Source organism: Pseudomonas neuropathica, from assembly GCF_015461835.1.
In the GTDB taxonomy this organism is placed as follows: domain Bacteria; phylum Pseudomonadota; class Gammaproteobacteria; order Pseudomonadales; family Pseudomonadaceae; genus Aquipseudomonas; species Aquipseudomonas neuropathica.
On record NZ_JACOPX010000006.1, the window covers coordinates 206,084 to 218,444 of the forward strand.

9 protein-coding genes are annotated in these 12,361 nt (G+C 60.4%); 5 read left to right on the forward strand and 4 right to left on the reverse strand.

Going from position 1 to position 12,361, the window contains the following annotated elements:
- Window position 1: 1 nt before the first annotated feature.
- Complete coding sequence (gene araD1, locus H8F23_RS10385) at window positions 2–994, reverse strand: AraD1 family protein (protein ID WP_194934310.1); 993 nt, start codon at window positions 992–994, stop codon at window positions 2–4.
- Window positions 995–1,141: 147 nt separating this feature from the next.
- Window positions 1,142–2,464, reverse strand: coding sequence for an MFS transporter (locus H8F23_RS10390; protein ID WP_194934311.1), 1,323 nt, complete (start codon window positions 2,462–2,464; stop codon window positions 1,142–1,144).
- A gap of 193 nt (window positions 2,465–2,657) precedes the next feature.
- Between H8F23_RS10390 and H8F23_RS10395 the strand changes: the two genes are divergently transcribed.
- On the forward strand, window positions 2,658–4,394 hold the full coding sequence (locus tag H8F23_RS10395) for an IlvD/Edd family dehydratase (protein WP_194934312.1): 1,737 nt from the start codon (window positions 2,658–2,660) through the stop codon (window positions 4,392–4,394).
- 186 nt (window positions 4,395–4,580) lie between these two features.
- A complete protein-coding gene (locus tag H8F23_RS10400) occupies window positions 4,581–5,300 on the forward strand; it encodes a FadR/GntR family transcriptional regulator (RefSeq protein WP_007917986.1) in 720 nt (239 codons plus the stop codon).
- A gap of 263 nt (window positions 5,301–5,563) precedes the next feature.
- Here H8F23_RS10400 and H8F23_RS10405 read toward each other — a convergent pair whose 3' ends face one another.
- Together H8F23_RS10405 and H8F23_RS10410 are read right to left on the reverse strand one after the other, a co-directional pair.
- On the reverse strand, window positions 5,564–7,948 hold the full coding sequence (locus H8F23_RS10405) for an efflux RND transporter permease subunit (protein ID WP_095050102.1): 2,385 nt from the start codon (window positions 7,946–7,948) through the stop codon (window positions 5,564–5,566).
- Window positions 7,945–8,988, reverse strand: a complete 1,044-nt coding sequence (locus tag H8F23_RS10410) for a WD40/YVTN/BNR-like repeat-containing protein (protein WP_194934313.1) — start codon at window positions 8,986–8,988, stop codon at window positions 7,945–7,947. The genes H8F23_RS10405 and H8F23_RS10410 overlap by 4 nt, the downstream gene beginning before the upstream one ends.
- Window positions 8,989–9,423: 435 nt before the next feature.
- Here H8F23_RS10410 and H8F23_RS10415 point away from each other — a divergent pair, with 435 nt between their 5' ends.
- Genes H8F23_RS10415 through H8F23_RS10425 form a run of 3 tightly spaced genes read left to right on the forward strand, consistent with a single transcriptional unit; the run spans window position 9,424 to window position 12,357 of the window.
- Complete coding sequence (locus tag H8F23_RS10415; protein WP_103305754.1) at window positions 9,424–10,014, forward strand: amino acid synthesis family protein; 591 nt, start codon at window positions 9,424–9,426, stop codon at window positions 10,012–10,014.
- Window positions 10,015–10,045: 31 nt separating this feature from the next.
- Window positions 10,046–10,879, forward strand: a complete 834-nt coding sequence (locus tag H8F23_RS10420; protein ID WP_194934314.1) for an alpha/beta fold hydrolase — start codon at window positions 10,046–10,048, stop codon at window positions 10,877–10,879.
- Entirely contained in the window at window positions 10,876–12,357 is a 1,482-nt protein-coding gene (locus tag H8F23_RS10425) for an aldehyde dehydrogenase (RefSeq protein WP_194934315.1), read from the forward strand. The genes H8F23_RS10420 and H8F23_RS10425 overlap by 4 nt, the downstream gene beginning before the upstream one ends.
- The last annotated feature ends 4 nt before the right edge of the window (window positions 12,358–12,361 follow it).

A 12,361-nucleotide genomic window follows, 5' to 3' on the forward strand; every position in this document is an offset into this window, starting at 1 on the left:
CTTAAAGGGTGCCGATGCTGTCCGGTTCAAATGCCGCTGGAACCGGGACGATGCCGTTGACCAGCGGTGCACCGAATTCGGCCTGGCTGATTTCGAAGACGTCGCCCGGCTGGGTGCGGATGCCATCGGCGAACGACAGGGTCGCGGTGCCGAAGAAATGAATGTGCACATCCCCCGGACGCAGGAACTGGCTGTACTTGAAATGGTGGTATTCGAGGTTGGCGAGGCTGTGGCACATGTTCGCCTCGCCGCTGAGAAACTCGTTCTGCCAGAGCACTTCGCCGTCACGCAGGATGCGACTGGTGCCTGCCAGATGTTGAGGCAGTTCACCGGTGCGAAGTTCCGGGCCGTAACTGCAACTGCGCAATTTCGAGTGCGCGAGGTACAGGTAATTCTTGCGCTCCATGATGTGATCGGAGAACTCGTTGCCCACCGCAAAGCCCAGGCGATAAGGCTTGCCGTCGTTACCAATGAGGTAGAGGCCGGCCATCTCTGGTTCTTCGCCAGCGTCTTCAGCAAACGGCGGGACCGGGAACGGCTGGCCCGGGCGAACGACGATACTGCCGTCGCCCTTGTAGAACCATTCTGGTTGGACACCGGCCTGCCCCGCCGCCGGTTTGCCGCCCTCCACGCCCCATTTGAAGATGCGCATGGTGTCGGTCATCGCCGCTTCGTCGCCGGCCTGCTGGTGCATCTTGTCGCGGGCCGAGGCGCTGCCCAAGTGGGTCAGGCCGGTGCCGCTGATCAGCATGTGCGCCGGGTCCGGGTGATCGAGGGGCGGCAGGATGCGCAGTTGCGCGAGCAGTTCGGCGTAGTCGTGGCTGATGCCGAGGCCGAGGGTCTGCACTTGCTGTTCCAGGGTGTTGCCAGCTTCGATGGCGGCGAGCGCCAGATCGCGCACGCTGCGCGCGTCTAGCACTTCGCGCACCAGATCGTTGTCGACCACGCCGACGCGGCGTTCGCGGTTGCTTAATTCGAATTGAACCAGATGCATGATTTTCTCCTATTCCCTCTAAAAAACACCGCAGAACCCTGTAGGAGTGAGCCTGCTCGCGATAGCGGTGTGTCAGGTGACAACTTTTTTACTGATACACCGCTATCGCGAGCAGGCTCACTCCTACAGGGGATCGGTGTGGGTCTGTCAGGTTCGGGTGGCGCCACGGGCGCTGGCGGCAAATTGGTCGACTGGGAGCACGTGTTTGCGTTCCAGCACGCGGTAAACCACGCCCGTCAGAACCAAACCGAACACCATCACGCCCGACAGGAAATACAACCCGGACGCGAGATTGCCGGTGTACTCCTTCAACGCCCCGATCACGAACGGCCCGATGTACCCGCCCAGATTCCCCACCGAGTTGATCAGCGCAATCCCCGCCGCCGCACTCGCGCCGGCAAAGAAGCGCCCAGGCAAGGTCCAGAACACCGCCGTGCAGGAAAACAGCGCAAACGCCACCAGACACAAAGCCGCCAGTTGCGCCACGGGCAGCGACAGCCACGCACTCAGGAACAAGCCAATCGCACCCAGCACATAAAGAACAGCCAGATGCCCGTAACGATCATTCAAACGATCGGAACTGCGCGGCACGATCAACAAGCCGATGATCCCGAAGATGTACGGCACCGACGACACGAAACCGGTGACCAGATCGCTGCCGCCAAACTGTTTGATCAGCGTCGGCAGCCACAAACCCAAGCCATAAATGCTCAACGTCACCGGCAGATAGAACAGCGCCAGCAACAACACACGTTTGTCCTTCAGCGCATGCAGCGGATTGCCGTGGCGGGTCTGGCCGTATTCCTGCAGATCCTTTTTCAGCTCACCGGTCAGCCAGTCTTTCTCGGCCTGATCCATCCATTTCACTTGTTGCGGGCCGTCCGGCAACCAGCGCAGCACCGGCCAGGTCAGGAGGATCGCCGGGGTGCCGATGACGATGAACAGCCACTGCCAGCCATGCAGACCGAGAACGCCGTCCATGCCAAGCAAACCGCCGGAAACGGGACCTGTGATCATCATCGCAATCGGTTGCGAGAGGATGAACAGCCCGAGGATCTTGCCGCGATGGCGCACCGGAAACCATTGGGTGATGTAGTAGAGAACGCCGGGAAAGAACCCCGCTTCGGCCGCGCCGAGCAGAAAGCGCATCACGTAGAAACTGTGCGGGCCCTGAACGAAGGCCATGCCGATGGTGATCGCGCCCCAGGTGATCATGATCCGCGCGAACCAGCGCCGTGCGCCGAAGCGTTCGAGCATCAGGTTGCTGGGGATTTCGAGAAGGAAGTAGCCAATGAAGAACAGCCCGGCGCCGAGGCCGTAGGCGGCGTCGCCGATACCGATGTCGGCGCCCATGTGCAGCTTGGCAAAGCCGACGGCGGAGCGATCCACATAGGCGATCAGGTACAGCAGGATCAGGAAGGGAATCAGTTTCAGCGTAATGCGCCGGATTAGCCGCAGTTCCTGGCTCATGAGATCGGTCTCCGATTGTTGTTTTTATAGAACCTCGGGGGACGCCTCTCACGAAAAACCGTCAGGGCCATCCCTCCGTCGAAAACGACTATATAGTATTACTAATTCACCAACAACACTTCCAAACCTAGGATTTTGCGCTTAGATTAGGCCGTAGCTGGAACACTATAGTCATACAATAAGAGAATCGATCATGTCTGATAAGAAACCCACCCTGCGCTCCGCCCAATGGTTTGGCACGGCCGACAAGAACGGCTTCATGTACCGCAGCTGGATGAAGAATCAGGGCATCGCCGACCACCAGTTCCATGGCAAGCCGATCATCGGCATCTGCAACACCTGGTCGGAACTGACCCCGTGCAACGCGCACTTCCGCCAGATCGCGGAGCACGTCAAACGCGGGGTGATCGAGGCCGGTGGTTTTCCGGTGGAATTCCCGGTGTTCTCCAACGGCGAATCGAACCTGCGCCCGACCGCCATGCTCACGCGCAACCTGGCGAGCATGGACGTTGAAGAGGCCATTCGCGGCAACCCGATCGATGGCGTGGTGCTGCTGACCGGTTGCGACAAAACCACCCCGGCGCTGCTGATGGGTGCGGCCAGTTGCGACGTGCCGGCGATTGTTGTCACCGGCGGGCCGATGTTGAACGGCAAGCACAAAGGCAAGGACATCGGTTCCGGCACCGTGGTCTGGCAGCTCAGCGAGCAGGTCAAGGCCGGCACCATCACGATTGACGATTTCCTTGCAGCCGAGGGTGGCATGTCGCGTTCGGCGGGCACCTGCAACACCATGGGCACCGCATCGACGATGGCCTGCATGGCGGAAGCACTCGGCACTTCGCTGCCGCACAACGCGGCGATCCCGGCGGTGGATGCGCGACGTTATGTGTTGGCGCACATGTCCGGTATGCGTGCGGTGGAGATGGTTCGCGAAGACTTGAAACTGTCGAAGATCCTCACCAAGGAAGCCTTCGAAAACGCTATTCGTGTGAACGCAGCTATCGGCGGTTCGACCAACGCGGTGATTCACTTGAAAGCTATCGCTGGACGCATCGGCGTTGAACTGGATCTGGACGACTGGACCCGTATCGGTCGTGGCATGCCGACCATTGTCGACCTGCAACCGTCGGGGCGTTTTCTGATGGAAGAGTTCTATTACGCCGGTGGTTTGCCGGCAGTGCTGCGGCGTCTCGGTGAAGCCAATCTGATCCCTAACCCGAATGCACTGACGGTGAACGGCAAGTCCATCGGCGAGAACACCAAGGACGCGCCGATCTATGGCGAAGACGAGGTGATCCGCACGCTCGACAATCCGATTCGCGCCGACGGTGGCATCTGCGTGTTGCGCGGCAATCTGGCGCCGCTCGGTGCCGTGCTCAAGCCATCCGCCGCGACCCCGGAATTGATGCAGCATCGCGGCCGCGCGGTGGTGTTCGAGAACTTCGACATGTACAAGGCGCGGATCAACGATCCGGAACTGGAGGTCGATAAGGATTCGATTCTGGTGATGAAGAACTGCGGGCCGAAAGGTTATCCGGGCATGGCTGAAGTCGGCAACATGGGTTTACCGGCGAAGCTGTTGGCGCAGGGTGTGACCGACATGGTGCGCATTTCCGATGCTCGGATGAGCGGCACGGCGTACGGCACCGTGGTTCTGCACGTGGCGCCGGAAGCGGCGGCCGGCGGGCCTTTGGCGACGGTGAAGGAAGGTGACTGGATCGAGCTGGATTGCGCCACCGGGCGGCTGCACCTGGATATTCCGGATGCCGAACTGGCGGCACGCATGGCGGATCTGCAACCGCCGCAGCAGTTGTTGGTCGGTGGCTATCGCCAGTTGTACATCGACCATGTGCTGCAGGCGGATCAGGGGTGTGACTTCGACTTCCTCGTTGGTTGCCGAGGCGCTGAAGTGCCGCGCCATTCTCACTAACACCGCCATACCCTGTAGGAGTGAGCCTGCTCGCGATAGCGGTGTGTCAGTTAGCAATTGTTCAGCTGACACACCGCTATCGCGAGCAGGCTCACTCCTACATTTGGTTTTGTGTACTCCCTCAAGATTGCGCCGTGCCTGCTATGATGCGCGGCATCTCCATCGCTCAGGATCGCGCCACCCCCCATGGATTACCGCAAACCTTCCGACCGCAAAAGCATGCATTCGCGCATCGTCCAGGAACTGGGCATGCAGATCGTCTCCGGACGCTTCTTGCCCGACGACAAACTGCCCGCCGAAGCCCTGCTCTGCGAGGAGTACGCGGTCAGCCGGCCGGTGTTGCGCGAAGCCACGCGGGTGCTGGTGGCCAAGGGGCTGGTGTATTCCAAGCCTCGTGTTGGCACGGTGGTCAAGGCCCGGCGCGAATGGCACATGCTCGACCCGGACGTGCTGCACTGGCTGATGCAAAGCAGCCCGCAGAATGAGTTTTTCAATGTGCTGACCAGTGTGCGCAGCATTATCGAGCCGGCGGCTGCCGCCCTCGCTGCTCAACATGCGACGGAGGCGGATATTGCAGCGATTGGCGAGGCTTACCAGCGCATGGAAGCGGCGCCGACACCGGAAGCCTTGTTGCAACCGGATCTGGACTTTCATAGCCGGATTGCCGATGCGACACACAACGACTTGTTGGCGAACCTGTGCAATATGTTGTCGGTGGCGATTGCCGAGGCGTTGAAGCATTCGAATCAGCGGCCGAATCTGCATGAACTGGCGTTGCCTCGGCATAAGGCGATTTTGACGGCGATCGAGAATCGCGATGCGCTGGGTGCTCGGCATGCGACGTTGGTGCAGCTGGATGATGCGCGTAGTGCTTTGAGTGTTGTGCTCGGCACAGAACTCTCCTGAATCTTGAGACTGCTTGCCCTCACCCTAGCCCTCTCCCAGAGGTAGAGGGGACTGACCGAGGCGTGCTTCGTCATACATCGACCTGAAAAATCGAGTCGATTATGGATTCAAAGCGAATCGTTCACGTCGGTGTAAATCGCCAATCTCCCCCAATCAGTCCCCTCTCCCTCGGGGAGAGGGCTAGGGTGAGGGGCTTTTGATCCTGACCCACAAAAAAAAGCCGCAACCCTAAGGTTGCGGCTTCGTCGTTTCAGCCCTTCAGATCAGTGGGCAAACAGCGAATTACCCTTCTGCCCCGCCAGTTTCTCCGGCTTGATCAGGAACTTCGCCAGCGCCGGTAACAGCCACAGCGCACCGAACATGTTCCACAACAGCATAAAGGTCAGCATCAGGCCCATGTCGGCCTGGAACTTGATCGCCGAGAAGATCCACGTGCACACACCGATCGCCAGGCACAGACCGGTGAACAGCACGGCTTTACCGGTGGATTTCAGCGTCTGGTAATAGGCTTCCTGCAACGGCAGCCCCGCACGCAGGAAACTTTCCAGACGGCTGTAGATGTAGATGCCGTAGTCGACACCAATCCCCACACCCAGTGCCACCACCGGCAAGGTCGCCACCTTCACACCGATGCCCATGAACGCCATCAGCGCGTTGCCGAGTACCGAGGTCAGCACCAGCGGCAGGACGATGCACAGCGTCGCCGCCCACGAACGGAAGGTGATCATGCACATCACTGCCACGCAGATGTACACCAGAATCAGGATGGTCAGCTCAGCCTGCTTGATGACTTCGTTGGTGGCTGCTTCGATCCCGGCGTTACCGGCGGCGAGGATGAATTCCAGACCGTCCTTGTTGTTGTCCTTGGCGAATTCCTGCACCGCGTGTACCGCCCGATCGAGGGTTTCAGCCTTGTGATCGTTGAGGAACACCAGCACCGGCGCCAGCGAGCAACTGTTGTTGTACAGACCATCGGCGCGGGCAATCGAGTTGTTCAGCACGTCCGGGTTGCGCGACAGGGTTTCCCATTTCAGGTTGCCCTCGTTCATGCCCTTGATCATCTGCTTGGACACGGTCACCAGCGAGATCGCCGACTGCACGCCCTCGGTGTTCTGCATCTTCCACATCAGCTCATCGATCGGCGCCATGGCCTCATAACGCGAGCAACCTTCAGCCTTGGTCTTGACCATCACCACCAGCACATCGGAACTGGTTGAATAGTTGTTGATGATGAAGTTGTTGTCCTTGTTGTAGCGCGAGTCCGGACGCAGTTCCGGCGCGCCTTGGTCGAGGTCGCCGATTTTCAGGTTCTGGCTGTACCAGAGGCCGCCGCCGAAGGCGATCAGCGCCAGCACCACCGAAATACGTGCGACTTTCGGGTTGGCGAAGTTCGACAACAGGCGCCAGAACGGATGCTCGCGGTTCGCGTCTTTCTTGCTCTTGGCAATCGCGCGCTTGCTGATACCGACATAGGAAATCGCCACCGGCAACAGGATCAGGTTGGTGAACACGATCACCGCCACGCCGATCGACGCGCCGATCGCCAGTTCACGGATCACGCCGATGTCGATGATCAGCAGCGTGATGAAACCCACCGCATCCGCGAGAATCGCGATCATCCCCGGCAGGAACAGTTGCCGGAAGGTCCGCCGCGCTGCGGTCAACGCGTTGTCGGCCTCGCTGGATTGCAGAGCGATACCGTTGATCTTCTGCACGCCGTGGGAAATACCGATGGCGAAAATCAGGAATGGCACCAGCATCGAATACGGATCGAGCCCGAAACCGAAGAAGTGCATCAGACCGAGCTGCCAGACCACTGCCACCAGCGTCGTACTCAACACCGCGATGGTGCTGCGTACGCAGTTGGTGAACCACAGCAGCAGGATCAGGGTGATGACGAAGGCGATGCCGAAGAACAGCACGACCATCACCAGACCGTCGATCAGGTCGCCGACCTTTTTGGCGAAACCGACGATGTGGATTTTGACGTTGGGATTCTGCGCTTCAAACTTGTTGCGGATCTTGTCTTCGAGTTCATGGGAGAACTTGCGGTAGTCCAGCGCGAGCAACTTGCCCTGGTCTTCCGGGTCCGGGTAGGACTCCAGCAGCGGGATGTCGACGATGCTCGACTTGAAGTCGTTGGCCACCAGACGCCCGACCTGGCCGGACTTGAGCACGTTGTTGCGCAGCAGGTCGAGGCTGTCCTGCGAGCCGTTGTAGCTCTGCGGGATCACTTCACCGCCGGCGAAACCCTCTTCGGTCACTTCGGTCCAGCGTACGCTCGGGCTCCACAGCGACTTCAGCCCGGAGCGGTCGACGCCAGAGATGTAGAACACCTCGTCGTTGATCTGCCGCAGGGTCTCCATGTACTCCTTGGAGAAGATGTCGCCGTCCTTGGCTTCTACCGAAATGCGCACGGTGTTGCCCAGGTTCGCCAGATCGTTGCGGTGCTCCATCATCTTCTCGATGAACGGATGCTTGAGCGGGATCATTTTTTCGAAACTGGTCGACGGCCGGATCAGCGTGGCCTGCCAGAACAGGAAAATACTCACCACCAGGCAGATGAGGATCACTGCCGGACGGTTGTTGAAGATCAGGCGCTCAAGAAACGTCGCCTTGTCCTGCTGAGGAGTGATCAAGGAAGTCATAGCCCCGCCTTCTTATTATTGATCTCGGCACCGTTTGGCAGTGTGGTATGAACGCCACCCTGCCCGCTCAGAATCAGGTTGCCGTCGCCGGCAGCGGTGACCGATGACAGCGAGATGCGGTCCGGACGGTTGAACACGCTGAAGGTCTCGCCGTTGTCGCTGCTGCTGATCACCGAACCGCCGTTGCCGACGATGACGATCGAGCCATCCGGGAGCAATGTGGCGCCGGACAGGCCGAATTCCAGCGATCCGCGCGCAGCTTTCAGCTCGACCTGCTCCCAGGTGCTGCCGAAATCGGTGGAGCGGTAGAGGTTGCCGCGCAAGCCGTAGGCCAGCAGGGTCTGCGGTTGCGCGGTGCCGATCACGCCGAACAGCGAGCCTTCGTACGGGCCTTCGAGTTTTTCCCAGGTCTGGCCGTCATCGGCGGAGCGGAACATGCTGCCCGACTCGCCGACGATGAACAGCCCAGCGTCCTTCACCGCCGCGATGGCGTTGAGGTGGAATTGATCTTCGTTGTCGAGGCGGTCGCTGACGTCTTCCCAGTTCTTGCCGCCGTCGGTGGTTTCCAGCAGCGCGCCGTACGCGCCCACAGCGAGGCCGCTGTTGACGTCCTTGAACCAGACATCGAGCAGCGGCGATTCGCGTTTGAGGTCTTCGAATTGTTTGGTCCAGGTCAGACCGCCGTCTGCGCTGGCGAGGATTTGCGCGTCGTGGCCGACCGCCCAGCCGTGCTTGTCGTCGACAAAGTACACAGCGGTCAGCAGTTGCCGGCTCGGCACTTTGGCTTGCGTCCAGGTTTTGCCCTGGTCATCGGAATAGAGAATGTGCCCGCGATCGCCGACCGCGACCAGGCGTGCGCCAGCGTGGACGACATCGAGAATCAGGCTTTTCGCGGCTTTGGCGGATTCGGTGGCATAGACCACATCGGCTGGCGCCTCGGCAGCAATCACAGGTGCCGATAACGTGGCCAAGCCCAGCATGGAGAGTGCTGTGGCCAGCAACGCGGTGTTGCGTAACGCCGGCGGGCGGCAACGACTCATAGACCTTCCCCTATTTATTATTGTTAGGCCATTGGCCTTCAAGGGCGCCGCAAGTGTGCTCCGCTGATGGCTGGTCAGAAGCATAGTCCTGAAACCCGCAATCCAGAGCCACTTCGGAAGCTGGCTCATCCTATCGGGCTTTCGAAACGTCTGACAATCGGCGCCACGTTATCTTTTGTTAACCGCATTGCCGACGGATTCCCCTGTAGGAGTGAGCCTGCTCGCGATAGCGGTGTGTCAGTCAATGATTTCTTACCTGATACACCGCTATCGCGAGCAGGCTCACTCCTACAGGGGTTGTGGGGGCTTTGGGATCTGAATACATGACCATTCGCCGGGGTGATGCGGCAAAAGTCATCGAGGGGACTTGCACGATCGGTATTATGGTATACCATCAGACGCACAGACACTCTTAATCCCCCAACGGAGCAGCTCATGAGTTTCGAAATTCGCAAGATCGTCAGCTATGTCGAAGAAACCTTTATCGAAGGCGGCAAAGCCGCTGACAAGCCGGTGACCATGGTTGGCCTCGCCGTGGTGATGAAAAACCCATGGGTGGGCAACGGTTTCGTCGAAGACCTCAAGCCGCAGATCCGTGCCAACTGCTCCGACCTCGGCGCGCTGATGGTTGAACGTCTGGTCGGCATCATCGGCGGTGCGGAAAAAATCGAGGCCTACGGCAAAGCGGCTGTGGTCGGCGCCGATGGCGAGATCGAGCACGCCTCCGCCGTCATCCACACCCTGCGCTTTGGCAATCACTACCGCGAAGCGGTCAACGCCAAGAGCTACCTGAGCTTTACCAACAAGCGCGGCGGCCCGGGCACTTCGATCCAGATCCCGATGATGCACAAGGACGACGAAGGTCAGCGTTCGCACTACATCACCCTGGAAATGCAGATCGAAGACGCGCCGCGTGCTGACGAAATCGTTGTCGTGCTGGGTTGCGCTGACGGTGGTCGCCTGCACCCGCGCATCGGTAACCGCTACATCGATCTGGAAGAACTGGCCGCCGAAAAGGCCCAGTAATCACAATAAAAAGGCACTGCAGGAGCGCTCCATGATTCGGCTCACCGCTGAACTCACCCCGGCTGGCACCAGTTACCTGGCGACCGGCCAAGGCCAGCCCGTGGTTTTGATCCACGGCGTGGGCCTGAACAAAGAAATGTGGGGCGGGCAGATTGTCGGCCTGTCCAGCCAATACCGGGTGATCGCCTACGACATGCTCGGTCATGGCGCCAGTCCGCGACCGGCCAGCGGCACCGCCCTGCTCGGTTACGCCGATCAGTTGCTGGAGCTGCTCGATCACCTCAATCTGCCGCAGGCAGCGGTGATCGGTTTCTCCATGGGCGGTCTGGTCGCGCGGGCCTTTGCCCTGCATTACCCGCAGCGCCTGCAAAGCCTGGTGGTGTTGAACAGCGTGTTCAACCGCAGCGAAGAACAGCGTGCCGGCGTCATCGCCCGTACCGCGCAAGCAGCGGAACATGGCCCGGACGCCAATGCCGAAGCGGCGTTGTCGCGCTGGTTCAGCCGCGAGTATCAAGCGGCCAACCCGGCGCAGATCGCCGCGATTCGCCAGACCCTGGCCGGCAATGATCCGCAAGGCTATCTGACCACTTATGAATTGTTCGCCACCCAAGACATGTACCGCGCCGACGACCTGGGCAGCATTCAGGCGCCGACGCTGATCGCCACCGGTGAACTCGATCCGGGTTCGACCCCGGAAATGGCCGAGCAACTGGCCCGACGCATCCCCGGTGCGAAGGTTGCCGTGCTGCCTGAGCAACGGCATATGATGCCGGTAGAGTCGCCGCGTCTGGTCAATCAGACGCTGCTGGAATTTCTGCAATTCGCACACTCCCGACAAAACCATATAAAGGGGATCGTTGCATGACACTCGCACGCTTCCAGATGTGCATCGGCGGAGAATGGGTCGATGCCCTCTCCGGCAAGACCTTCGAAAGCCTCAACCCGGCCACGGCCCAAGCCTGGGCGGAGTTGCCCGACGCCGATGCAGCGGACGTCGAACGCGCCGTGCAATCGGCACAGACCGCTTTCGACAGCCCGGCCTGGCGCGGTCTGACCGCCACCGCGCGCGGCAAACTGCTGCGCCGTCTCGGCGATCTGATCGCGGAAAACAAGGAACAACTGGCGCAGCTGGAAAGCCGCGACAACGGCAAACTGATCCGCGAAACCCGTGGGCAAGTCAGTTATCTGCCGGAGTTTTTCCATTACACCGCAGGGCTGGCCGACAAGCTCGAAGGCGGCACGCTGCCGCTGGATAAGCCCGACCTGTTCGCCTACACCGTGCACGAAGCAATGGGCGTGGTCGCCGCGATCATTCCGTGGAACAGCCCGCTGTACCTGACCGCAATCAAACTGGCGCCGGCCCTCGCCGCTGGCAACACGATTGTGATCAAGCCTTCCGAGCACGCTTCGGCGACCATTCTTGAACTGGCACGTCTGGCGCTCGAAGCCGGGATTCCGCCGGGCGTGGTCAACGTCGTCACCGGTTATGGCCCAAGCACTGGCGCCGCCCTCACCCGCCATCCGCTGATCCGCAAGATTGCCTTCACCGGCGGCGCGGCGACAGCGCGGCATGTGGTGCGCAGCAGCGCCGAGAACTTCGCCAAGCTGTCGCTGGAACTGGGCGGCAAATCACCGAACATCATCTTCGCCGACGCCGATCTGGACAGCGCGATCAACGGCGCGATCGCCGGGATCTACGCGGCCTCCGGACAGAGCTGCGTGTCGGGTTCGCGACTGTTGGTGCAGGACGAGATCTACGACGAATTCGTCAGCCGACTGGTCGAACGCGCCCAGCGCATTCGCATCGGCAACCCGCAAGAAGACCACAGTGAGATGGGCCCGATGGCCACCGCGCAGCAATTGGCGGTGGTCGAAGGTCTGGTCGCCGACGCCATCGCTGAAGGCGCGCGTTTGCGCACTGGCGGCAAGCGTCCGAGCGATCTCGGCGAGGGCTGGTTCTACGAGCCGACGCTGTTCGAATGCGACCGCAATTCGATGAAGATCATGCAGGAAGAAGTCTTCGGCCCGGTGGCGTCGGTGATTCGCTTCAAAGATGAAGCCGAAGCACTGGCGATCGCCAACGACTCACAGTTCGGCCTTGCGGCTGGCATCTGGACCCGCGACCTGGGCCGTGCTCACCGCCTCGCTCGCGATGTGCGCTCCGGGATCATCTGGGTCAACACTTACCGCGCGGTGTCGGCGATGGCGCCGATCGGCGGTTTCAAGAACAGTGGCTATGGACGCGAAAGCGGCATCGATTCGGTGCTGGCCTACACCGAACTGAAAACGGTGTGGATCAACCTTTCTCAGGCACCAATGCCTGATCCGTTTGTGATGCGCTAGGAGT